Consider the following 21491-nt stretch of genomic DNA (forward strand, 5'->3'; position numbering starts at 1 on the left):
TGGAACTTATATGCTCCGGCACCTGAATCCCGGACAGACGTACACCGCCCACCAATGTCCGACGACGATATCGACTTCTACGACCTTCTGGAGATAGACGAGGACGCGTCCCAGGAGGAGGTAAAGCAAGCCTTCAGGACGAAGGTCCGCGAGTACCATCCGGACCTCAACGACGACCCCGACGCCCCCGCCCAGTTCAACGCGCTGAAGAAGGCCTACGAGACCCTCGAGGACTCGTCCGAGCGGAACGCCTACGACCGACTCGGCCACAGAGACTACGTCGCAAAGCGCATCGGGGGCTTCCCCTCCGGCGACATCTGGGCTCGCACGGGCGACGACGGTCGGTCGACGCAGTCACGACAGACCCGCGACAGCTCGTCCGGGTCTCGCTCCCACGCGACGTCCTCGCACTCGCGCTCGCGCTCTACGTCGAGTACGACCTCGTCGTCCACGAGGGGCGCGTCCTCCTCGACCGCCGGGTCCTCGTCCGGGACGTCCTCGACCGGTTCGGCGGGCGCGTCCACCGGCTGGGAACGCATCTCGCGCTGGATAGACGGCACCACCCGGTCGGCGTCGAGTCCGTCGACGTCGGGGTGGACGGACAACGCGCTGTTCGACTGGTGGAACGGCCTCGCCCTCGGGTGGCCCCTCATGCTGTCGGCTGCACTGCTGTACGTTGTCGGCCTGCTCCAGTTCGTGGTGGCCTACGGCACGGCCTTCTCCCGGTTGCTGGACCGACTCGTGGCGGCGGGTACCGACACGGCCGCCCTGCAGGCCGCGGTCGGGGAGGGGCGCTACGGACTCGCCCAGCCCGCGGCGTTCATCGCCGAGGAGGGCGCACTGGTGGCGGAGCCACCGCTACCCAGGGGCCAGTGGTACGCGGCGCTCGCCGGAGTGGTCGTGGTCACGGTCCTCGCGTTCGGCCTGAACCGTGCCGTCCGGGCGAGATACCCCTACAAGTGGGTGAGCATCAACGAGACGGTGGGCGTCGCACTCGCGGCGACCGTCAGCGCAGTCGCGTTCGGCGGGTTCCTCCTCGCGGGCATCGTGGTGATGCCCCTGGTCTACCTGGTCATCATCCGGCACACACGGGTCGCCTTCCACTTCCAGCCCACCTACCTCTACGTCGTCGGCGTCTCGGCACCGGTACTCGGTCTGGTCCTCGACCTGGCCGGCGTCGCCCCGCAGTTGTACGTCGACCTGGTGACGCTCGCCCTCCCCGTCCTCTCGGTCGTCGTCCTGCTGCTGAGCGCGTTCGTTCGTCCGAAGATAACCGCGAAGCTGTAAACCGACGCCGCCGTTCCGGGCTAGCCGACGATCGTCGAGACGCCCTTCGTCTGTCGGTAGTCCGAGTTCAAGATCGCCGTGAGACGGTCGCGGAGTGCCGCCTCGTCTTCCACCGTCCAGTTCGCTGGCTCCTTCACCGGGACGACGAGGAAGCCCCGACCCCTGGCCTCCGTCGCGTGGACATCGTCCTCGTCGATGGGGACCGTGAACTTCCGCCGGAGCGTCGTGTACGATTCGAGGACCCGGTCGATGGCCGTCGCACCGACCGGCAGGACGACGTGGGGGTTGATGGCCCGGAACTCCGCGTCGAAGAAGCGCTCCATCGTCTCGTAGTCGCCTTCGTCGGGGGACCGTCCGTTCGGGAGTCGCGGCATGAACAGATAACTCACGAACAGGTTGTCGGCGTCGGGCCGGTCGCTGTACGGTTCGGCGAGGAATCCGACGTCGTGCAGGACGCGCTGTAGCCGTCGCGCACCCACTGTCTCGGTGAAGGGGACGCCGGTCGTCTCGCCGCCGTGGACGGTCGGGTTGGCACCGACGACGTAGAAGTCCGCGTTCGCGTCGCCGTACCCGTAGACCGCGTCGGGTCCATCGTCGACGGGCGGATACTCCTCGGGCGGTCGCATCCCGAACGGATTCGACACCCTGTCGGTAACGTTCTCCACGCAACTGGATTTGACAGAGGCCCGTTTAATCTTCTCGACTTCGAGTGACTGGACCCCGACCCGCGACCGTCCGGCCCCAACGATTGATACCGCGTCGGGCCGTCGCTCGACCTATGAGCGACGACGCTCCAGCGATGACGAGATTCCCAGTTCCGGACGTCGAAAGCCTCCCTCAGGACCTCCGCGAACGTATCGAGGAAGAGACAGACCGTGCAGGATTCGTCCCGAACGTGTTCCTCGCGTACGGCTACAAGCCGTCGCACTTCCGGGCGTTCTTCCAGTACTACGACGCGCTGGTCGAGGACACCGACCTCGAACGAGAGGAGATAGAGATGATCGTCGTCGCCGTCAGCGGCGCGAACGACTGCTACTACTGCAACGTCGCCCACGGGGCACTGGTCCGAATCTACGCCGACGACCCCTACCTCGCCGACCAGCTGGTCGCCAACCACCGCACCGCCGACCTGAACGACGCACACCTCGCGATGCTCGACTTCGCCGTCGACCTCACGGAACATCCGGAGACGGTCGACGAGGACGACTTCCAGCGCCTCCGGGACCACGGCTTCTCCGAGGAGGCCATCTGGGACGTCGGGAGCGTCGCAGCGTTCTTCAACCTGTCGAACAGGATGGCCCACCTCGCCGACATGCGCCCGAATCACGAGTTCCACACGATGGGACGGTGACAGCAGGTGGCTATCCGAGTTGCAGTCGAGAGGCGTTCCTGTCTGCGTCCGAGCACGACCTCCTGCCGTGGCCGCACCGATACACAACTACAGCCTCACGTTAATTTATCGACCAATCAGGACCAAACTATGTCGAAAGGTGTATGGTGGACAACACACCATAGACTGACATGCGCGACCTGGACGAGACCGACCTGGACATCCTCCGGCTCCTCCTCGAAGACGCGAGCAGGACGTACAGCGACATCGCCGAGAGCGTCGACGTGTCGCCGCCGACCGTCTCCGACCGCATCGACCGACTCCGGAGCGTCGGCATCATCCGGCGGTTCACCGTCGACGTGGACAGTTCCAAGATATCCGACGGGGTGTCGGTCCTCGTCGATGTCGAACTCTCCCCGACCGTCGACGGTTCGCTCGTCGACCGGTTCGCCGACCTCGACGACGTCGAACACGTGTTCGTGACGGCCGACTCGCGGGCCATCCTCAAGGCGAACGTCCAGCAGGGCGACGTGCGCGACCTCCTCGCGTCCGGCGTCGACCTCACCCTCGTGAAGGGGTACGACGTCAGCCTGCTGGTCGAAGAGGAGTGGCACCCGAACGTCGCCGGCCCCGACCCGGACGAACTCGAACGCCAGGTCACACAGTAGTCGTGTGCTGCGCGGGGCGTCAGAACCGGTCCCCGTCGGCCACCCCGTCCCGGGCCGCGACCAAAACTGTTCTATGTGGGCACGACGCATGGGTGGCTATGACGACGCGCATCCGCGTCAGTGGGATGACGTACGAAACCCACGGGGAGGTCGTCGAGAAGGCCGTTCGTATGGCTGACGGCGTCGAGTCCGTCGAGACCGACATCGAAGAGCAGGAGGTCACCATCGACGGTGACGTCTCGGTTGACGAGGTGATCGAGAAGATTCGCATGGCCGGCTACGAGGCCGAACCGGTGTAGCCGGCGTGTCGCCGTCACCGACCCGACGAACGCGGTCAGCCGGTAGTGACCAGTGGTCCCACACGCGGCCCCGACCACGATGACAGTCTTTTTCGTTTCTGGGTGACGAGGGCGAAACACAGATGGCTGATGAGAGACTCTCGCGACGACGATTGCTCGGTATCGGAGCGACAGCCCTCCCCGCGGCCCTCGCCGGATGCCTGGGCGGTGGCGGCGGTGACGACGACGAGGTGCCGGAGAACACGGTCATCGTCGGTCCGGACAACACGTTCGTCTTCGAACCCGACAGCCTGACCGTCTCGCCCGGGACGGAGGTCACCTGGGAGTGGGACAGCAACACTCACAACGTCGTCGTCGAGAGCCAACCGGACGGCGCGGACTGGCCGGGGACCGAAGGCGGGGAGAGCCAGACCTTCGACGAGGGCTACGTCTACAGCTACACGTTCGAGGTACCGGGTACCTACACGTACTACTGCTCCCCACACCGGGCGCAGGGCATGCAGGGCGAGATAATCGTCGAGGAGTAGGCTACAGTTCGATGCGATTCAGCCAGACCAGGATGGCGTACCCGACGACGCCGACGGCGAACAGCGTCGCGGGGATGAGGAAGGAGCCGAAGGTTTCGTAGAGGACGCCGACGATGCTCGCCATACCCCGACCGACGGTCCGAATCCACTTCGAGTTGTCCCTTCCGTCGAGCGGTTCCCGTCAGTCGCCCTCGCCGGTCGACAGTTCCGGCGGGTCTGTCACGGTCTCGTCGACGTCCCGGTCCGCCGCGTCGACGGCAACCCGGACGTCCCGCTTCGGGAACGGCATCTCGATGCCCGCGTCGAGCAGCGCCCGGTAGATGCCCCGGTTCAGGCTGTGGCGGGCCTTCTGCTCGCGGTTCGGACTCGTCACCCAGCACAGCAGTTCGTACTCCAGTCCCGAGTCCCCGAACCGACGGAACCGCATCCGTGGTCTGGGGGAGTCCTTCACCAGCGACTCGTCCCCGGTCACGTCGAGGACCGCCGACTCGAACTCGTCGAGGTCGGTGCCGTACCCGACGCTGAGGGGCACCCTGATTCGCTTCCGTCGTTTGGGTGCCGACTCGTTGATGATGCGGGCGGAGTTGAGCACCGAGTTGGGCACCGTTACCATCACCTCGTCGCGGGTGAGCAGCGTCGTCGACCGGATGCCGACCCGGACGACGGTCCCGGCGTCGCCGGTGTCGAGGACGACGTAGTCGCCGATCTTGTACGTGTCGTCGAAATAGAGTGCGAGGCCACCGAAGAAGTTGGCCACGGTGTCCTTCGCCGCGAACCCGACCGCGATACCGGCGACCCCGGCGGCGCCGAGCAGGGGCGTTACCTCGAGGTTCCAGACGTCGAGCAGGAAGAACGTGGCGCCGACGAGGACCACGAGCGTCCAGACGTTCGAGAACACCGGCGCGAAGTCGTATCGGCCGCCGTCCTGGACCTCCTCGACGACCCGGTTCACGATGTTGTTGAGCGACCGGGCCCAGACGAGGACGATGACCGACGCCGAGGGCTGGCCGAAGAACATCCTGAGTTCGTCCTGTCCGAAGACGTCGGTACCGGTGGACCCCGTCTGTGCGGGGTCCGTGAGGACCCACACGCCAGCGAGCGCCGCGGTCACGACGAGTGGGACGCGCAACTCGTCGACGACGATGTTGTCGACCAGGCTCTCGGTCCCCCTGACGAACCGTCGCGCCACCCTGAGCACGACGGTCTCGATGACCACCGCCGCCACGAGCGAGATGCCCAGGACGAGCGCGGTTCGCTGCCAGAGCGGGAACGCCGAGAGAAAGTCGGTAAGCCCTGCGAACATGGCCCGTCTACGATGGGGTGACGCTTCTACGTTCCGACCCGGTCGTCGGCCTCGTCGACCGCCGAAACGTTCGAGGGGCGAGACGGCGTACTCCCGGTAGATGTACCGTACCGGACACTACGGCGTCTCGCTGCTCCTCTACGCACCTGTCGGCTTGCTGCTGCTCGTCCTGGGCGCACCGGGGCTGGCGCTGCTCGGCGGCGCGGCCATGCTCGGACTCGCTCGCGTCCCGGACTACGACCACCGGGTTCCGTTCGTCCGTCACCGCGGACCGACGCACACGTTCGCGTTCGCCGTCCTCGTCGGCGTCGTGCTGTGCTGGGCCGGGTACCTCGCCGCACCGGAACTGGGACTCGACCCACTGCTCGCCGGCCTCGTCGGGTTCGGCGTCGGAACGTACGGCATCGTCGCCCACCTCGTCGGCGACGTGCTGACGCCGACCGGTATCGAACCGTTCTGGCCGGTCTCGTCCCGCAACTACTCGTTGCACGTGACGACGGCCGAGAGCCTGCTGGCGAACTGGACCCTGCTCCTGCTCGGGGTGGCCGTCACCGTCGCGGTCGCGGTCGCGGGCGGGCGCGTCGCCTGACCGGGGCTGGCGACCGCCGAAAACGACGAATCCGTTCCTCTCAGTTCATGTATACCATGATTTTTCGGTCGTCGAGCGAGACGACCACGTATGGACGCCATCGACTACGGTCGGTTCGATGCTGGCCGACACGTCAACTACTTCGACGTGGACGTCGCCTTCCGGCGCGAGGTCGAACGGGTACTCGCCCCCGATGCGTACGAGTGGGCCGAACCCCACCTCCGGGAGTTCGGCGAGCGCGTCGGCCACGAAGTCGCGGACAACGCGGACGTGGTCGACGACCACGGGCCGGTGCTACACACCTACGACGAGTACGGCGACGTCCAGAACGTCGTCGAGTACCATCCGAAACAGTACGAGAACGAACGCATCTCGTACGGCGCCGGCATCGTCGCCGACTCGTTCGAGGCACCCCCCGGCCGGGACGAACCGATGCCACTCACGCACCACCTCGCGATGGAGTACCTGCTCTCCTACGCCGACCCGGGGTTCACCTGTCCGGTGTCGATGACCGGCGGCGTCGCACTCGTCCTGGACAAGTACGGGGACGACGAGGTACTGTCGTCCTACTACGACCGACTCGTGGCACGCGACGGCGACGAGAACGTCGAGGGCGCGATGTTCCTCACCGAGGAACAGGGCGGGAGCGACGTGGGGGCGAACGAGACGCTGGCCGAACACGTCCAGGGGAACGAGTACGAACTCACGGGCGAGAAGTGGTTCTGCTCGAACATCGACGCCGAGGGGACGCTCGCGCTCGCCCGCACGCCCGGCGCCCCGGAGGGGACGAAGGGACTGTCCCTGTTCCTCGTCCCCCATACGGTCGGTGACGCCCACGAGACCGACGAGTTGAACGACCAGTTGTACCGACGGCTGAAGGACAAACTCGGGACCATCTCGGTGCCGACGGGCGAGGTCGAACTCCGGGGTGCCACCGGCTACCTCGTCGGTGGGGAGGAGCGCGGGTTCAGGTACATGACCGACATGCTGAACCTCGAACGCCTCTCGAACGCCAGCGCCTCGTGTGCCATCATGGGTCGGTGTCTGCTGGAGGCGAAGGTCCACGCGGCCAACCGCGAGGCGTTCGGGTCGCCCATCCAGGAGTACCCGTTGATGAAGGCCGACCTCGTCGACATGGCCGTCGACCACGAGGCGGCGCTGGCCTACACGTTCGACGCCGGGCGCGTCCTCGCGGAACGGGAGGCGGGCGACGACGAGGCTTACCGGTTGATGCGTGCGCTCGTCCCGGTCGCGAAGTACCGCACCGCCCGGATGGCGGTGGACACGGCGTCCTACGCGATGGAGGTCCTCGGTGGGAACGGCTACGTCGACGACTTCGTGACCCACCGACTGCTCAGGGACGCGCAGGTGCTCCCCATCTGGGAGGGCACCTCGAACATCCTCTCGCTCGACCTGCTCAGGGCGCTCGACTCCGAGGACGCCCACGAACCGCTGCTCGCGGAGATTCAGGCCAACCTCGACGGCGTCGACCACGCGGCCCTCGCCGAGTCGAAGGCGGCCGTCGAGTCCGCCTACGCCGACCTCGGGTCGGCCATGGCGACGCTCGCGACCGAGGACACCGACTACGCCCAGTTGCAGGCCAAGGAACTCGCGGACCTCGTCTTCGACGTGTACGTCGGCGCGCTGTTGCTCGCCGAGGGCCAGGACGAGATAACCACCGAGGACGACGCACGCACTGCACTCGTCGCAGAGCGCTTCGTCGACCGGTACCTGCGGCCGGACGACGGTGACCGAGGCATCGCCGACGGCGACCGGTTCGTCCTCGACCACTTCGACGCAGTCGTCCGCTACGCCCCGGTCGACCCGGCGTCGCTGGTCGACGCCGCCACCGCCGACGACTGAACCGGGTCGTCACCGGCGCGCTCCTCTCTTAATATCGTAGCTACACCCCTAATATCCAATCCAGAACCCTTATACGGTCGCGGGCAGTTCGGATAGACGCAATGGCAAACGGCACCGTTGATTTCTTCAACGACACTGGCGGCTACGGTTTCATCGAGACTGAGGACGCGGACGAGGACGTTTTCTTCCACATGGAGGACGTTGGCGGACCGGACCTCGAAGAGGGACAGGAGATCGAATTCGACATCGAAGACGCACCGAAGGGCCCCCGGGCCAAGAACGTCGTCCGCTCGTAACTTCGTAATTCGCGACTAACACGCGATTCATTCTTTCGACGCCACGACCGACCAGTGGCGACTCCGTGCGGGCACGCCGGTTTTGACGTTCGGACGCCAAGGTACCGTATGGACAGCGACGCGGTCAGGCGGGCGTACGACGCCCTCGGTGAGACGTACGGCCAGTTCCGGCGCGTCGACGGACCCGAGACGGCGCTCTTTGCGGACCTGCTCGACGGCCTCGCGGTCCCGGGACCCATCCTCGACGTCGGCTGTGGCGACGGGCGTCGAACCGCGTACCACCTCGTCGACAGACGTCGGGTCGTCGGCCTGGACGTCTCCGCCGTACAGCTTCGACTCGCCGCCGAGGCCGTTCCCGGGATGGACCTCGTACAGGGTGACATGACGGCGCTCCCCCTCACCGACGACAGCGTCGCTGGCGTCGTCGCCTACTACTCGGTGTTCCACGTCGACCGACGGCGACACGGCGAGGTGTACCGCGAGTTCGCCCGGGTCTGTCGGCCGGGCGGTCGCCTGCTGACGAACGTCCCACGGCGAGCGATGGACGGCATGCGCTCGGACTGGCTTCGCGACGGCGTCGACATGTACTGGAGTGCTCCAGGTCGCGAGTCGACCCTCGACGTCCTCGACGACGCAGGCTTCGACATCGTCTGGGAGCGGACGGTCACCGACGGCCTCGGGGAGCAGGTGACGTTCGTGCTGTGCGAGCATCGGTGAGCGCTACCGAACGCCGGTGACTCCCGCGGCCACCACGGACGTATCCCCGTCGTCGCACGAGGCGGGAGGAACGTTCTTCACCCGGCCGCACCGTCGGACGGACGTGCAAGCAGACGACTCCGAGGCTGCCGAAGCGCTCGACCAGAGAAACCTCGTCAGGCGTAGCTACGACGAACTCGCCGACGTGTACGCCGCCGAGACCGGACCGAACGAGAACGACGTCCTCGTCGACCGACTCCAGGCGGACGCGCCCGACGGCCCGCTCCTCGACGCCGGCTGTGGCGACGGCGAGACGGTCCTCGAGTACCTCGCCGACGACCGGACGGTCACCGGACTGGACTTCTCCCGCGAACAGGCGACCCGCGCGAACCGGGTCGTTCCGGGCATGGTCGCCCAGGGGGACATGACCGCACTCCCGTTCGCAGCGGACTCCTTCGCGGCCGTCACGGCGTTCTACTCCATCATCCACGTGCCCGGCGAGCAACACGCCGACGTGTACGAGGAGTTCGCGCGCGTTCTGCGCCCGGCGGGCGTGGTCCTCGTCACCACCGGCACGGAGGACTGGGTCGGCCGTAGCGACGACTGGCTCGACGGCGGCGCGCCGATGGAGTGGGACATCCTCGGTCCCGAGAAGAGCACCGACCTGTTGAACGCGGCCGGCTTCGAGGTGTACGAGACGGTCGGCGTGGTCGACGCCGTCGGCGACGACGTCGACCGGGAGAAGAGTCGTCTCGTGGACCCAGACTCCGGGGAGGCGGAGAAGCTATTCCTGTTCGCACGACTCACGGACTGACCGGACAGAGGACCCTCAGCGTGGCGTCTCTGCGCCCCACTTGTCGAGTGCGGCGGCGAGTTCGGGGTGGCCGTCGTCGGCGTACTCCCGGAGCGAGACGCCCTGCATCGACGCCTCGACGGACTGGCGGAGCGCCCGGGCGCCGGCCTCCGTGCCGTCCGGGTGTCCGTGGATGCCACCGCCGGCCTGGATGGCGATGTCCGTCCCGAGTGCGTCGATGAGCGAGTCGACGACGCCGGGGTGCAGTCCGCCGGAGGCGACCGGCAGGACGTCCCGCTTCCCGTAGAGGTCGGACCTGAGCCAGGCGTTGATGCCGGGCGTGTCCTCGTTCTCCAGTTTGCCGAGGCCGGCGGTCCCGGTGTGGATGTGGTCGACGCCACAGAGGCGGGCGACCTGTGCGAGGACGCGCATCGAGACGCCGTGATGGTCCATCCGGTCGAAGGCAGCGTGCATCGCCCGGTGGGCGTGGATGGCGAGGTCCATGTCCTCGCAGTGGTCGCGGACGGTCTGGACGGCGGCCCACCCGGCGGTGACGACGTCGACCATGACGAACCCGCCGCCCTGGTCGTGGACGAACTCGGCGCGTCGGATCATCTCGTCCGTTTCGGCGGTGACGTTGACGAGGTAGTCCTTCTTCTCGCCCGTCTCCGCAGTGAGTTCGCGTGCGACGTCGAGGCTGCGCTCGACGCGTTCCTCGAAGGGGTTGAAGTCCTGGTCGGTGAGGTTCTCGTCGTCCTTCAGGAGGTCGACGCCCCCGCGCCAGGCCTGCTCGGCGATGTCGACGTGTGCCGTCGTGGAGAGGCCGACCTTCGGCTTGGGCACCGTCGCGAGGACGGGCCGGTCGCCGGCGTCGAGTTTCTCGCTGGCGACGCTGGACCCGAACTGCGGGCCGGGGAACGTCGAGACGATGGCCTCCGGCCACTTGCAGTCCTGTAGCCGGATGCTGTCCACCGCCTTCATCCCCATGATGTTGCCGGCGATACAGGAGAGTATCTGCGCCATGGACCCGTCCTCGAACAGGTCGGCGGGGTAGGCGACGGTGACGTTGCCACCCGGGCCGACACCCTCCCGGATGTCGCAGGCGACCGCCGAGAGGTCGGTCAACTCGGGGTCGTCGACGTGCAGGGCGGCCCACGTCCCGTTCGAGGATTCGCTGGCGACGCGGGAGGCGGCGGCCTCCATCGACATGTCCGTGGCGGGGTCGATGGTGAACTCACAGACGAGGTCGGTGTCGGTCGGTTCGTAGTCGAGGTCGAGGAAGTCGTCGTACTCGATTCCGGTCATAGGGAGTCTCGAATATTCACCTGCCAGCTATTTGGAACTTGCTGTGTACTACCCGGTGGTACGCCCGGTCTGCGGGCCGTGGCGTCCTCACGCGTCACCTAGTCCGAGAATCTCCGGGATGGCCGCCAGCGAATCGGCCACGAAGTCGGGCCGGTGGTCGCTCGCCGCCACGTCTTGCCGTCCGGTGACGCCCGAGAGCACCAGTGCGGTCGTCATCCCGGCGTCCGCGCCCAGCGCGACGTCGGTGTCGAGTCGGTCGCCCACGACCAGACAGCGCTCCGGTGGGACACCGATCCGGTCGAGGATCACCGCCCTGGCCCCCGGGGAGGGCTTTCCGAGGACCGCCTCGGGGTCGCGCCCGGCGACGTTCGCCACCGCACCGACGATGGCTCCCGACCCGGGTACGTCGCGCTCACCCCCAGGGACGACGAGGTCCGGGTCGGTCGCCACGAAGGCGACGTCGTCGTCTTCGAGCGCCCAGAACGCCTCGGTGAGGTCGTCGTAGGTGAACTCGCGGTCGACGGACGCGACGACCACCTCGGCCGCGTCCCACCGGCCCGTCAGGACGACGTCGTGTGCGCGCAACTGCTCGCGGAGTCCGTCCTCGCCGACGACGAACGTCGGACGGTCGGGATGGTCGCGGGCGAGGTACTCGGCCGTCATCTCGCCAGAGGTCAGTACGTCGTCGGGCGTCGCGGGGACGCCGGCGGCCGACAGTCGCTCGGCGAACGCCGTCGGGGGACGCGTCGGGTTGTTGGTCACGAAGAGGCAGTCGAGTCCGGCGTCGCGGAACCACCGGACCGCCGCCGGTGCACCCGGAATCGCCTGCTCGCCGCGGAGGACGGTCCCGTCGACGTCGAGGACGACTGCGTCCACGTCCGGAGGGTCTTGGTCTGTCATCGACCTGTCCGCTATCGAGGTGCCTCGACCGGGACGGCCGCACCGGTCTCTGCGCTCTCGTACAGCGCGTCGATGACGCGCATGTTGGCGACGGCCTCGTCGGCGTCGGTCCGGGGCCGTCGGCCGGTCCGGACGCACTCGACGAAGTGGCGAACCTGTTCGGCGTACTGGTCGACCGGGTCGAAGGTCTCCGTCACCGTCCGACCGTCGACGGCGTAGGATAGCGACTGCGGTTCGTCGGCGTCGCCCGGGTTGAACGCGCCGTCGACCTCCAGCCACCCGTTCTCGGCCTCGACGCGGTACCGCTGCGCCGGCGGCGTGTCGAAACTGCTCGACAGTTGCGCGGTCGCACCGTCGTACTCGAACGTCCCGGTCAGGTGCGTGTCGACGCCGCAGCCACGGGTATCGAGTACCCTGGCGCGGACCCGGTCGGGTTCACCGAGCAGCGTACGGAGTGCGCTGACGGCGTAACAGCCGACGTCCATCAGCGACCCGCCGGCGAGGTCGGGGTCGAGACGGATGTCGTCGGGTCCGCCCCGGAGCGGGAACTGGAACGTGGCGAAGGCACCCCGGACCCGGTCGAGTTGTCCGTCGACGACCTCGACCGCCCGCTCCGTCCTGGGATGGTACCGGTACATGAACGCCTCCATCAGCGTGACGCCGGCGTCGTCGCAGTAGTCGCCCAGTTCGCGCGCCTCGTCGGCGTCGACGGCGAGTGGCTTCTCACAGAGGACGTGCAGTCCGGCGTCGGCCGCGCGCTTCGTCCACTCCGCGTGGAGGGCGTTCGGGAGCGGGACGTAGACCGCGTCGACGGACGCGGCGTCGAGGAGTCGTTCGTAGGAGTCGTACGCCCGGTCGACGTCGAGATCGGCGGCCACCGCCTCGGCCCGGTCGTCGTCGCGGGACGCGATGGCGACGACCTCGTGACCGGCCCCGCGGATGCCGGGAATCACGGCCTTCTGTCCGATGTTCGCCGTCGAAAGTACGCCAAATCGCATACGTATCTCCTCACTCTCTGGCATAAAACACCTGTCGGCATTACGTTTCCAAAGCCCAAATCGCATGACGATTTGGTTTTCAAGTTGGTCTACCTGGATAGCAAAAATTTAATTGTATGGGGCGCGACCCTACCTACAATACCCCGATGACCGACAGTACCCTGGAATCGGGTTCGTCTCGCCTCGGTGGTGACGAGTCCACCCTCGACATCGACGAGCTCTTCGCCGGCCCCGACGACGACGACCCGGCCGGAGACGACCCGAAGTGGACCGAGGAGGAATCGACAGACGACGACGGCATCGAGGACACGACTGCGGGCGAGTTGTTCCAGCAGTTGAGCGACGAGGCCGTCGACGACCCGGCCGACGGCGGCACGTACGACGAACTCAGCGACCAGACGCCCGAGGAGATCATCGCGAGCGTCGACGAGGAGACCGAACCGGCGGACGTCGTCGACGACTCTATCGCGGCCGACGACGACGCCCTCGACGACCTGCTGCTCTCCGGCCGGAAGAAGGAGGACGGGTTCCTCTGGGTGCAGACGGAGGACGACGAGTCGGCGTCCGAATCGTCCGACTCGTCCTGGTCGGGGTTCGGCGACGATTCGACTGTGGACGACGGTGCCGACGACACCGGTTCATCGTCGACGGACGACGCGGTCGAGAACCCGGAACTCGACCAGGGGTCGGCGCTGTCGGCGACGTTCGAGGACGGTGAGGACTCCTTCAGCACCGCCGACGGGGCGGCGGCGTCGACCGAGGCGGCCGACGAGAGCGCGGCCGACGGCGACGACGAGGACGACGACTCGGGCGGCGGTATCGCGAGCACGATTCGGTCCATCCTCTCCGGCTGACTGGCGCTACGTCGGGGCTACCTTTTTCTCGGTGGTGTTCGTATGCTACCACGTCTCAATGACGGGTTACGCATCCACGTACGTCGCGGTCTGTCGGGGATTCGGGCTGGACGAGCACGACATCCGGGGAGCGGTGACGTCGGACGGCCCCGTAGAGGAGGTGTTCGACCCAGGGCCGTCCGGGAAGCGATACGAACGGTTGCTCGACCGACTAGCCGGGTCGACCACGGGCGTCGACCTGTCTGCCGGTACGGACGACGAGACGCTCGCGACCGAGTTACGGGTCGCACTCGCGGCGGCCGGACGGGAGGACGCGGCGGAGGCACTCGGTGACGGCAGCCCCGACGTCCTCGACAGACTGGCGGCCGTCGAACAGGGACTCCTCGCGGACGACTACCGGGTCGTCCGGCTCGCCGACGGCGAACGGGGTCGTGGCTGGCGGTTCCTCGTCGTGGAACCGCACCGTCTCGCTGGCGTCCGGGAGCAGTTCGGGCCGGCCGTGAGCATCGACGGGCGGTCCGTCCTCCACGACGACCAACCCGCCGACCGGTCTGTCGACCCGTCCGAACTGCTCCCGGACCGGGCTCACAGGTTCGAGCCGTACCGCGATTCGCCCGGTGGCGGGCCGAAGCGCATCGTGAGCGACGTCGGCGTCGACGACGTCCTCCACTCGGTCCGTGGGGACGACCGTGGCGATGGCACCACCGAATCCGAACCGCCCGCACTCGAAGGCGGGACGGTCGACCGGGCGCTCGAAGCGCCTCCGTCGGAACCGGCGGGACCGGCGCTCGACGAACCCCCGATAGAGGCCCCCGGCGAGGTGGCCGAAGAGCCCATCGTCGCCGGCGGGACCGTCGACGAGGACCCCATCGTCGCACCTGGACACGTCGGCCTGGGGACGAACACCGGCGACGGGCGGTCGCCGTCGGCACTGGCCGAACCGGAACGACGCCCGGCGCTGGACGAACCCCCATCGGAACCCGCAGGACCGGCACTGAACGAACCACCCATCGCGGCGTCGGGCAGGGTCGAGGAAGAGCCGATCGTCGCCCGCGGGACCGTCGACGAGGCCCCCATCGTCGCCCCTGGTTCGGTCTCGTCGCCCAGCGCCGACGGGACGGACCCGGACGACGGGAGGACGACCGACGGCGACGACGCTCGCTCGGCGTGAACGGTCCCGGGACTTCTCTGAAAATCCGTCGCGACGTGGGCTCGTTCTGGCCGACGGCCCGGTGCTGGCGGTCGCACGCGTCGCCGTATCGCACCGAACCTTAATATTTGAGACTAGCGATACTGCAATCTAACTGATGACCGACCGCGACCGACGCGACCGACTGACCGAGTACGTCGCCGTGCTCCGCGGGTTCGGACTCACCGACGACGAGATACTCGGGGCTCACGACCTGGAACTGGTGCCCGACGGGTTCGACCTGGCCGAGTACCTGGCCCACGAGTTCGACCTGGGTGACGAGCGCGCGCTGTACCGTCGACTCCACGAGGCACTCGCCGGGTCGGTCCGCGGCATCGACGCGGACCGGGAGTACTGGTCGCACGCACCGGCCGCACAACTCGACGAGGCCTGCGGGACCCACGGCTGGCAGGTCGACCTGACGGGCGACGACCCGCTCACGGTCTCGGTCACGACGCCGGACGGCGAGACGCGCCGGGCAACGTTCGAGTACCCCGAGTCGTCGCTCGGCGAACACAACTACCCGGCGCTCGCGGCCGCAGTCGAGTCGTTACTGGACGGACTGACGCTCGCGCTCCTCTCCGACGTCGACGGGCGCTGGCGGTTCGTCGTGGTCGAACCCGACCTGCTCGCAGACCTGCGCGACCGATACGGTGAGCGCGTCCGCGTGTTCCGCCGACCGCTGTTGCGGGCCGAGCAACCAGCCGACTTCGCCTCGGACGCGACGGCAGAGTCCGACCGCGAGTCGAACCTGGCGGGCATCGCCGGCGACGCGTTCGCGGAGTCGGTCGGCACCGGCCCGCGCGTCCATCGCTCGTCGCGCCCACTCGAGACGGAACTGGAGACGACCCCGGAACCGGAACGCATCGTCGGCGAGAGCATCGAACCCGTCTTCGAGACGCTGGCCGAGACCGACCCCGCGAAGGAGTCGGACGAGGTGGTCGACACCCAGGTCGAGACGCTCCTGTCGGACCTCGACCGGCCCGAACGGCAGGCAGCGGACGACGGTGACCCGGGGTCCGAAGAGACCACCGTGGAGTCGACGGAGGTGACCCGGACGCACGTGTCCGAGACGGTCGAGGCCGACGACGACGCGTCGGCCGGGTTCGGACTGGTCGGTGGCGGCCCGAAGACGACGGTCGTCGAGGACGACCTGGACGACGTGTTCGCCTCGATAGAGGGGACGAACCCGCCGGCCGAGGCCGCAGAAGCGGACCACGTCACCACCGACGAACTGCTCTCCTCGGTCGATGAACCGCCCGCGGCCGGCGGTGACGCAGAAACGGGGGCGGCGGACGACGGCGGGGAGAGACGAGTCGAAGCCGACCGGGCCGACCCGCCAGAGCAGGTGCCGGACCTGTCGGAAGAGTCCTTCAACTTCGACGAGTGGTCCGGTTCCGAGGGCGATTCGGTCGAGGGCGTGACCGAGACGAGCACTGGCGTCGAACCCGCCGAGACGGCGGTCCCGGACGACGGACCGGGAGAACCGTCCGACGCTGGCGACGTGACGACGGCCCACTCCGACGACGGTCACGGGACGGTGGCGTTCCCCGACGAAGGAACCGACGAGGACGAGGACGTCCCGGCCGGCGCCGACGACGATGCGGGGGTGCCACTCGACGGGGCCGGCGGGGCTATCGAGACCGGCGAGGGCGACGACGAGGGTCCGGACCTGTTCGGCGAGGAATCGGCCCGACTCGTCGACGACGACCTGGCGGACGACGCCCCTGTCGGGGGTGACCCGCCCGACGGGATGGACGTCGGCGTCCCCGACGAGACGGGGGCGGACGAGGACGCCGACCCGTCGGCGACGCCGTCCATCGACGAGATAGAAATCGACGTCGACGACGGGGACGTGCCCGCGTTCGACAACGACGACGAGGACGACGAACCGACCGGGACGGACGGGCCGCTGGCCGGGTCCCTCCACGACGCGTCGACTGGACCGACCGGGACGGCTGACGCGACCGCGGAGACCTCGACGGACGAGGAGTACCCCGACGTCGTGGTCGGCCGTCTCGACGAGGGAGACTCCGGCCCAATCGGCCGGTTCGTCGCGTGGCTTCGCGGACTGTTCTGAGACGAGAAGAACGGGGGGAGCTTACAGGAAGCTCTCGATGTGGTCGGCGACCTCCTCGGGCGTGTCGCCGACGGGGACGCCAGCGTCGTTGAGCGCGTCGATCTTGGACTGGGCGGTGCCGGTGCCGGACCCGGAGACGATGGCACCCGCGTGGCCCATGCGCTTGCCCGGCGGTGCGGTCCGCCCGGCGATGAAGCCGGCGACGGGCGTCTCGACGTAGTCGTCGATGAACGCGGCGGCCTCCTCCTCGTCCTCGCCGCCGATCTCGCCGCACATGACGATGGCCTCGGTCTCGGGGTCGTCCTCGAAGAGTCGGAGCGCGTCGACGAAGTCGGTGCCGATGATGGGGTCGCCGCCGATGCCGATGGCGGTCGTCTGGCCGATGCCGCGGTCGGTCAGGTTCGAGACGACCTGGTAGGTCAGCGTCCCGGACCGCGACACGAGGCCGACGTTCCCGGCCTCGAAGATGTTGCCCGGCAGGATACCGAGTTTCGCCTCGCCCGGCGTGATGATGCCCGGACAGTTCGGGCCGATGAGTCGCGTGTCGACCTCGGAGAGGCGCTTGTAGACCCGGGCCATGTCCTGCGTCGGGACGCCCTCGGTGATGGCGACCGCGAGGTCGAGGGGCGAGTCGAGCGCCTCGAAGATGGCGTCCGCGGCGAACGCCGGCGGGACGAACACGACGGACGCGTCGGCGTCGTGTTCCTCGGCGGCGCGCTGGACCGTGTCGTAGACTGGCACGCCGTGGACCTCCTGCCCGCCCTTGCCCGGCACCGCGCCGGCGACGACGTTGGTGCCGTACTCTATCATCTGCCCGGCGTGGAACTTGCCCTCGCCGCCGGTGATACCCTGCACGATGACCCTGGAGTCGTCGTCGACTAACACACTCATTCTTCGCTCACCTCCGCAGCGTTCGCGACCGCACGCTGGACGGCGTCTTCCAGCGTCTCCTCGACCTGTACGAGGTCCTTGTTCAGAATCTCCATGCCCTCCTCCCAGTTCGTGCCGGCGAGACGGACGACGACCGGCTTGGGAATCTCGTCGAAGCCGTCGAGGGCCTCGTTGATGCCGCGTGCGACCTCGTCGCCGCGCGTGATGCCGCCGAAGATGTTGAAGACGACCGAGTCGACGTTCTCGTCGGAGAAGACCATGTCGAGCGCGTTGCTGACGCGCTCTGCCTTCGCGCCACCACCGATGTCGAGGAAGTTGGCGGGTTCGCCGCCGTAGTAGTCGACGAGGTCGAGCGTCGTCATGACGAGTCCGGCACCGTTGCCGATGATGCCGACGTTGCCGTCGAGACGGACGTAGTCGAAGCCGTACTCGTCGGCCTTGCGTTCGAGTTCGTCGCCGCCCGCTGCGGCCTCCTCCTCCATCTCGGCGAGTTCGGGCTGGCGGAACAGCGCGTCCTCGTCGACGTTCATGACGGCGTCGGCCGCGATGACCTCGCGGTCCGACGTGACCATGAGCGGGTTGATCTCGGCGTCGGAGCCGTCGCGGTCGTCCCAGAGTCGGTAGAGCGTCTGGAGGACGCCGGCGACGTCACGGGCGACGTCGCGCTCGACGCCGGCCTCGTAGACGGCCCGCCGTGCCTGGTACGGGTGCATCCCGAACGAGGGGTCGACGTGTTCCCGGACGATGGCGTCGGGCGTCTCCTCGGCGACCTGCTCGATGTCGACGCCACCCTTGGTCGAGACCATGGCGACCGGCTTGCCCTCGCCCCGGTCCATCGTAACGCCGACGTACAGTTCGTTGACGAAGTCGACGGCCTCCTCGACGAGGACGCGGTCGACGTGGATGCCCTTGAGGTCCATCCCGAGGATGGACTCGGCCGCCTCGCGTGCCTCGTCTGCGTCGTCGACGAGTTTGATGCCGCCTGCCTTTCCACGTCCCCCAACCTGTACCTGCGCCTTGACCGCCACCGGATACCCGATGTCGTCGGCCGCCGCGACGACGTCGTCGACGGTGTCCGCGAGCGTCGACTCCGGTGTCGGAATCCCGGCGTCGGCGAAGACCTGCTTCGCCTGGTACTCGTGTAGTTTCATGCGTTCGGATTCGCGCGGCGTGGCCGCTTAAATCCTCTCGATTCCCGCTCATACTTGCCGGCCTGGGCGAGTGTCTCCGGCGTTGACTCGGGAGTCGGTGACGTTCGCGACGCGGAAGGAGGGGGTTCGAGTTCGCGACCGGGCAGGTGAGCCGACCTACCCCGACGTCGAACCTTCGGTCTCGGCGTCGGTGGTCCCGGTCCCGGTCGAATCGTCGGTCACGGGTTCGGTCGAGTTACTGGAACCGTCCGGGGTGACTCCGTCGGTCGAGTCGCCAGCGCCCGAATCTGTCGAATCGTCCGTGCTCGAACCGTCCGTGCTCGAACTGTCGTCGCCGGTACCGTCGGTGGAGAGGGACTCGTCGGTCTCGGCCGTGGTGACGTTCTCGTCGCCGGCGTCCGTCACGTTCCCGTCGACGGTGACGTTGTCGTCACCCGTGACGGTGGCGTCGTCGGTAGAGACGTTCCCGTCACCGTCGCCGGCGGTACCGTCCTCCCCGGTTCCGTTCCCGACGGTGGGTGAGTCGACGCTGGCATCGGCGTCGTCACCGTCACCGGCCGGCCTCGCAGGTCGCCGCGACGACGTCGTACGACCGACAGCACGACTCCACGACGTCGGTACCGAACACGACCGCGCCGCCGCAGGTCGGACAGGCGTCGAGGAACAGTCTGAGTCCGGCGAGCAGTTCGCTCCGGTACGCCACCGGCATCGAGTCCCACGAGTCGATTCGCGTCGCAAGCACCTCGCCGCCGCCGGCGTCCGCGACGAACGCGGCGCGGGACTCCCACTGGCCGAGCCACTCGCCGTCGTACCAGGCGACGAACCGCCCGGGTCGCTCGTCCAGTCGGAGGTGCTCCGCGTCGAGGCCGACGATGCCTGCAAGGGCGCGGCGCTGGGCCTCGTCGTTCGTCAGCGTGTCCATCCTGGCGTACCACTCGCGACCGAACGCCGGGTCGAGTGCCAGGTCGTCCGACACCGGCACGACCGTGCCGGCTTCGACGAGCGACTGCTCGGCCTGGAACGCCTCCGGGACGAACTCCGGCGACGCCCGGTCGAACAGGTGGTGCATCCGAGCGGGGAGATATCGCTTCGTCAGTTCGGGCGTCCCCGGGACGAGGTACCCCCGCAGGTAGATGGCGGCCGCGGACGTCACCGCGACGGCGGCGGCCAGCCACGGCGAGAGAACGAACGTGGCGGCGGTGAGCACCCCCGCTATCACCACGTTCGTCACTGTACACGGTACACATCGGTTCTCGCCGGTGTACTCCGGTCGGCGAACCCGGTTCAGCGTCGAACCCACTCCCTGCATCACTGTCGTCTGTTGCATCGAAATCTTCTCCAGAACAGTCGCTCGATGCGACCACTCCTCTGATACGTTACACTCTGTTCGGACGTAGGTATGACAGCGTTACCTGTGGTAAGCCCGGGTGACTGGTTCGCGGCAAATCCGGCAGCTGGGAGGCCCGAACCACGGCATCACGGAGTCCCGGTCGTTCGATTCTCGCTCCCCAGGAACCGGCGTTCCGCCCCCGATACAGTTAATACATCTAGACGCGCTGTAATAAATGGGGGAAGGCATGAGACTATCAGCAGAGCAATCAGGGGGGAAGCACAGCGACGGCGCAGTCGGGGCGCGCGCAACGACCGACCTCGAGGGGGCCGGGGGCGACGGTCCCGATTCGGTCTCGAAGGACGTCCTCTTCCAGACGTTGAGCAACGGCCGTCGGCGATTCGTCCTGCAGGCACTCCTGCAGAGCGACAGCATGACGGTTCGCAAACTGACGGCGTTCGTCGCCGCGAGGGAGTGCGACGTACCGGTGGCCGAACTGGAGTACAGGCAGCGAAAGCGGGTCTACACCTCGCTCGTCCAGACGCACCTGCCGACGATGCACAAGAACGGTCTCGTGGACTACGACAAGTCCCGGGGGACCGTCGAGGCGACGCTGACGCTCGACACGTTCTGGCCCTACCTCGACGGGGGCGACGCGACGTCGCCCCGGCCGTCGCCGTGGAGTACCCGGTACCTCGGCCTCGCGGCGGTCTTCGGCGCGTTACTGACCGGTTCGTGGCTCGGCATCGTGCCGTTTCAGTTCGTCCCGCCGGTGGTATACGGTGCCGTGCTGGTCGGTACGCTCGCAGCAACGGCCGGACTTCACAGGCAGTGGGAGCGACGGCCCGGGGGCGGCGACCGACGAGCGGTCGGTCCGCTGGAGACCGAGTCCGAGTGAGGCGGGTCAGTCGACGACCGTCCATCGGGCGACGGTGGACGGGTCTCTGCACCCGGTCGAGACGAACCGGTCCGGGACCGAAGCGAACCGGCCTACGCGATGAGTTGTTCCTGGCCGCGTTCGATGACGATGCGGCAGGGTGGTGAGATCTTGTTGTAGGCGCGGCGGAAGGCTTCTTTGACCTCGTCGGCCTGGTCGACGTCGCAGTAGGCGGTGAACAGGCGTTCGCCGGCCTGGACGCGGG

General features: G+C 67.9%; 24 protein-coding genes and 1 pseudogene. 14 read left to right on the forward strand and 11 right to left on the reverse strand.

Annotated elements, in window-relative coordinates; all coding sequences use genetic code 11:
• Positions 1-54 precede the first annotated feature (54 nt).
• Positions 55-1287, forward strand: coding sequence for a DnaJ domain-containing protein (locus ACSC1W_RS19785; protein ID WP_435349496.1), 1233 nt, complete (start codon positions 55-57; stop codon positions 1285-1287).
• Between the two features lie 20 nt (positions 1288-1307).
• Here the strand turns inward: ACSC1W_RS19785 and ACSC1W_RS19790 are convergent, their stop codons facing one another.
• The gene (locus ACSC1W_RS19790; protein WP_435349498.1) at positions 1308-1952 is read right to left on the reverse strand and encodes a uracil-DNA glycosylase family protein; all 645 of its coding nucleotides are present in this window, start codon (positions 1950-1952) and stop codon (positions 1308-1310) included.
• Between the two features lie 113 nt (positions 1953-2065).
• Here ACSC1W_RS19790 and ACSC1W_RS19795 point away from each other — a divergent pair, with 113 nt between their 5' ends.
• The 4 genes from ACSC1W_RS19795 to ACSC1W_RS19810 all read left to right on the forward strand — a co-directional run bounded on the left by ACSC1W_RS19795 (position 2066) and on the right by ACSC1W_RS19810 (position 4111).
• The gene (locus ACSC1W_RS19795) at positions 2066-2638 is read left to right on the forward strand and encodes a peroxidase-related enzyme (protein ID WP_435349499.1); all 573 of its coding nucleotides are present in this window, start codon (positions 2066-2068) and stop codon (positions 2636-2638) included.
• A 170-nt stretch (positions 2639-2808) separates the two neighbouring features.
• Positions 2809-3285 carry an Lrp/AsnC family transcriptional regulator gene (locus ACSC1W_RS19800; protein ID WP_435349501.1) on the forward strand — a complete coding sequence of 159 codons (477 nt, stop codon included), beginning with the start codon at positions 2809-2811 and terminating at the stop codon, positions 3283-3285.
• 98 nt (positions 3286-3383) lie between these two features.
• Positions 3384-3584 (forward strand): heavy-metal-associated domain-containing protein, encoded by a 201-nt coding sequence (locus ACSC1W_RS19805; RefSeq protein ID WP_435349502.1) that lies wholly within the window; start codon positions 3384-3386, stop codon positions 3582-3584.
• Between the two features lie 122 nt (positions 3585-3706).
• Positions 3707-4111: a plastocyanin/azurin family copper-binding protein gene (locus ACSC1W_RS19810; RefSeq protein ID WP_435349504.1), complete on the forward strand. Its 405-nt coding sequence runs from the start codon at positions 3707-3709 to the stop codon at positions 4109-4111.
• Between the two features lies 1 nt (position 4112).
• Here the strand turns inward: ACSC1W_RS19810 and ACSC1W_RS19815 are convergent, their stop codons facing one another.
• Both ACSC1W_RS19815 and ACSC1W_RS19820 read right to left on the reverse strand, forming a co-directional pair.
• Positions 4113-4235, reverse strand: coding sequence for a hypothetical protein (locus ACSC1W_RS19815; protein WP_435349505.1), 123 nt, complete (start codon positions 4233-4235; stop codon positions 4113-4115).
• 57 nt (positions 4236-4292) lie between these two features.
• Positions 4293-5414, reverse strand: coding sequence for a mechanosensitive ion channel family protein (locus ACSC1W_RS19820; protein WP_435349507.1), 1122 nt, complete (start codon positions 5412-5414; stop codon positions 4293-4295).
• Between the two features lie 100 nt (positions 5415-5514).
• Between ACSC1W_RS19820 and ACSC1W_RS19825 the strand changes: the two genes are divergently transcribed.
• The 5 genes from ACSC1W_RS19825 to ACSC1W_RS19845 all read left to right on the forward strand — a co-directional run bounded on the left by ACSC1W_RS19825 (position 5515) and on the right by ACSC1W_RS19845 (position 9672).
• Entirely contained in the window at positions 5515-6003 is a 489-nt protein-coding gene (locus ACSC1W_RS19825; protein ID WP_435349509.1) for a metal-dependent hydrolase, read from the forward strand.
• Between the two features lie 90 nt (positions 6004-6093).
• Positions 6094-7866: an acyl-CoA dehydrogenase family protein gene (locus ACSC1W_RS19830; protein WP_435349510.1), complete on the forward strand. Its 1773-nt coding sequence runs from the start codon at positions 6094-6096 to the stop codon at positions 7864-7866.
• A 101-nt stretch (positions 7867-7967) separates the two neighbouring features.
• Entirely contained in the window at positions 7968-8162 is a 195-nt protein-coding gene (locus ACSC1W_RS19835) for a cold-shock protein (RefSeq protein ID WP_435349512.1), read from the forward strand.
• 108 nt (positions 8163-8270) lie between these two features.
• The gene (locus ACSC1W_RS19840; protein ID WP_435349514.1) at positions 8271-8879 is read left to right on the forward strand and encodes a class I SAM-dependent methyltransferase; all 609 of its coding nucleotides are present in this window, start codon (positions 8271-8273) and stop codon (positions 8877-8879) included.
• Positions 8880-8982: 103 nt separating this feature from the next.
• Positions 8983-9672 carry a class I SAM-dependent methyltransferase gene (locus ACSC1W_RS19845; protein ID WP_435349516.1) on the forward strand — a complete coding sequence of 230 codons (690 nt, stop codon included), beginning with the start codon at positions 8983-8985 and terminating at the stop codon, positions 9670-9672.
• A 15-nt stretch (positions 9673-9687) separates the two neighbouring features.
• Here ACSC1W_RS19845 and rbcL read toward each other — a convergent pair whose 3' ends face one another.
• From rbcL to ACSC1W_RS19860, 3 genes are all read right to left on the reverse strand, one after another.
• Positions 9688-10956 carry a type III ribulose-bisphosphate carboxylase gene (gene rbcL, locus ACSC1W_RS19850; protein WP_435349518.1) on the reverse strand — a complete coding sequence of 423 codons (1269 nt, stop codon included), beginning with the start codon at positions 10954-10956 and terminating at the stop codon, positions 9688-9690.
• Positions 10957-11043: 87 nt separating this feature from the next.
• Positions 11044-11856, reverse strand: coding sequence for an HAD-IIA family hydrolase (locus ACSC1W_RS19855; RefSeq protein ID WP_435349520.1), 813 nt, complete (start codon positions 11854-11856; stop codon positions 11044-11046).
• A gap of 11 nt (positions 11857-11867) precedes the next feature.
• Positions 11868-12854: a Gfo/Idh/MocA family protein gene (locus ACSC1W_RS19860; protein ID WP_435349522.1), complete on the reverse strand. Its 987-nt coding sequence runs from the start codon at positions 12852-12854 to the stop codon at positions 11868-11870.
• Positions 12855-13000: 146 nt separating this feature from the next.
• Here ACSC1W_RS19860 and ACSC1W_RS19865 point away from each other — a divergent pair, with 146 nt between their 5' ends.
• The 3 genes from ACSC1W_RS19865 to ACSC1W_RS19875 all read left to right on the forward strand — a co-directional run bounded on the left by ACSC1W_RS19865 (position 13001) and on the right by ACSC1W_RS19875 (position 16977).
• Complete coding sequence (locus tag ACSC1W_RS19865; RefSeq protein ID WP_435349523.1) at positions 13001-13708, forward strand: hypothetical protein; 708 nt, start codon at positions 13001-13003, stop codon at positions 13706-13708.
• A gap of 58 nt (positions 13709-13766) precedes the next feature.
• A complete protein-coding gene (locus ACSC1W_RS19870; protein WP_435349525.1) occupies positions 13767-14879 on the forward strand; it encodes a hypothetical protein in 1113 nt (370 codons plus the stop codon).
• A 136-nt stretch (positions 14880-15015) separates the two neighbouring features.
• The gene (locus ACSC1W_RS19875; protein ID WP_435349526.1) at positions 15016-16977 is read left to right on the forward strand and encodes a hypothetical protein; all 1962 of its coding nucleotides are present in this window, start codon (positions 15016-15018) and stop codon (positions 16975-16977) included.
• Between the two features lie 21 nt (positions 16978-16998).
• Here ACSC1W_RS19875 and sucD read toward each other — a convergent pair whose 3' ends face one another.
• The 4 genes from sucD to ACSC1W_RS19895 all read right to left on the reverse strand — a co-directional run bounded on the left by sucD (position 16999) and on the right by ACSC1W_RS19895 (position 20346).
• The gene (gene sucD / locus ACSC1W_RS19880; RefSeq protein WP_435349527.1) at positions 16999-17868 is read right to left on the reverse strand and encodes a succinate--CoA ligase subunit alpha; all 870 of its coding nucleotides are present in this window, start codon (positions 17866-17868) and stop codon (positions 16999-17001) included.
• Positions 17865-19019, reverse strand: coding sequence for an ADP-forming succinate--CoA ligase subunit beta (sucC, locus tag ACSC1W_RS19885; RefSeq protein WP_435349529.1), 1155 nt, complete (start codon positions 19017-19019; stop codon positions 17865-17867). The genes sucD and sucC overlap by 4 nt, the downstream gene beginning before the upstream one ends.
• Before the next feature lie 156 nt (positions 19020-19175).
• Positions 19176-19424, reverse strand: coding sequence for a hypothetical protein (locus ACSC1W_RS19890; protein WP_435349531.1), 249 nt, complete (start codon positions 19422-19424; stop codon positions 19176-19178).
• Between the two features lie 145 nt (positions 19425-19569).
• The gene (locus tag ACSC1W_RS19895) at positions 19570-20346 is read right to left on the reverse strand and encodes a DUF8054 domain-containing protein (RefSeq protein WP_435349533.1); all 777 of its coding nucleotides are present in this window, start codon (positions 20344-20346) and stop codon (positions 19570-19572) included.
• A 250-nt stretch (positions 20347-20596) separates the two neighbouring features.
• Here ACSC1W_RS19895 and ACSC1W_RS19900 point away from each other — a divergent pair, with 250 nt between their 5' ends.
• Positions 20597-21247: a DUF7344 domain-containing protein gene (locus ACSC1W_RS19900; protein WP_435349534.1), complete on the forward strand. Its 651-nt coding sequence runs from the start codon at positions 20597-20599 to the stop codon at positions 21245-21247.
• 92 nt (positions 21248-21339) lie between these two features.
• Here the strand turns inward: ACSC1W_RS19900 and rpl10e are convergent.
• Positions 21340-21491, reverse strand: a pseudogene (gene rpl10e / locus ACSC1W_RS19905) (50S ribosomal protein L16); the annotation flags it as partial.

The sequence above is a fragment of the Haloarchaeobius marinus genome, from assembly GCF_051207415.1.
GTDB lineage: Archaea > Halobacteriota > Halobacteria > Halobacteriales > Natrialbaceae > Haloarchaeobius.

Coding starts and splice junctions, on each gene's coding strand:
- ACSC1W_RS19785 (WP_435349496.1), top strand. CDS start 55: ATGTCCGACGACGATATCGACTTCTACGACCTTCTGGAGATAGACGAG.
- ACSC1W_RS19795 (WP_435349499.1), top strand. CDS start 2,066: ATGAGCGACGACGCTCCAGCGATGACGAGATTCCCAGTTCCGGACGTC.
- ACSC1W_RS19800 (WP_435349501.1), top strand. CDS start 2,809: ATGCGCGACCTGGACGAGACCGACCTGGACATCCTCCGGCTCCTCCTC.
- ACSC1W_RS19805 (WP_435349502.1), top strand. CDS start 3,384: ATGACGACGCGCATCCGCGTCAGTGGGATGACGTACGAAACCCACGGG.
- ACSC1W_RS19810 (WP_435349504.1), top strand. CDS start 3,707: ATGGCTGATGAGAGACTCTCGCGACGACGATTGCTCGGTATCGGAGCG.
- ACSC1W_RS19815 (WP_435349505.1), bottom strand. CDS start 4,235: ATGGCGAGCATCGTCGGCGTCCTCTACGAAACCTTCGGCTCCTTCCTC.
- ACSC1W_RS19820 (WP_435349507.1), bottom strand. CDS start 5,414: ATGTTCGCAGGGCTTACCGACTTTCTCTCGGCGTTCCCGCTCTGGCAG.
- ACSC1W_RS19825 (WP_435349509.1), top strand. CDS start 5,515: ATGTACCGTACCGGACACTACGGCGTCTCGCTGCTCCTCTACGCACCT.
- ACSC1W_RS19830 (WP_435349510.1), top strand. CDS start 6,094: ATGGACGCCATCGACTACGGTCGGTTCGATGCTGGCCGACACGTCAAC.
- ACSC1W_RS19835 (WP_435349512.1), top strand. CDS start 7,968: ATGGCAAACGGCACCGTTGATTTCTTCAACGACACTGGCGGCTACGGT.
- ACSC1W_RS19840 (WP_435349514.1), top strand. CDS start 8,271: ATGGACAGCGACGCGGTCAGGCGGGCGTACGACGCCCTCGGTGAGACG.
- rbcL (WP_435349518.1), bottom strand. CDS start 10,956: ATGACCGGAATCGAGTACGACGACTTCCTCGACCTCGACTACGAACCG.
- ACSC1W_RS19855 (WP_435349520.1), bottom strand. CDS start 11,856: ATGACAGACCAAGACCCTCCGGACGTGGACGCAGTCGTCCTCGACGTC.
- ACSC1W_RS19860 (WP_435349522.1), bottom strand. CDS start 12,854: ATGCGATTTGGCGTACTTTCGACGGCGAACATCGGACAGAAGGCCGTG.
- ACSC1W_RS19865 (WP_435349523.1), top strand. CDS start 13,001: ATGACCGACAGTACCCTGGAATCGGGTTCGTCTCGCCTCGGTGGTGAC.
- ACSC1W_RS19870 (WP_435349525.1), top strand. CDS start 13,767: ATGACGGGTTACGCATCCACGTACGTCGCGGTCTGTCGGGGATTCGGG.
- ACSC1W_RS19875 (WP_435349526.1), top strand. CDS start 15,016: ATGACCGACCGCGACCGACGCGACCGACTGACCGAGTACGTCGCCGTG.
- sucD (WP_435349527.1), bottom strand. CDS start 17,868: ATGAGTGTGTTAGTCGACGACGACTCCAGGGTCATCGTGCAGGGTATC.
- sucC (WP_435349529.1), bottom strand. CDS start 19,019: ATGAAACTACACGAGTACCAGGCGAAGCAGGTCTTCGCCGACGCCGGG.
- ACSC1W_RS19895 (WP_435349533.1), bottom strand. CDS start 20,346: ATGCAACAGACGACAGTGATGCAGGGAGTGGGTTCGACGCTGAACCGG.
- ACSC1W_RS19900 (WP_435349534.1), top strand. CDS start 20,597: ATGAGACTATCAGCAGAGCAATCAGGGGGGAAGCACAGCGACGGCGCA.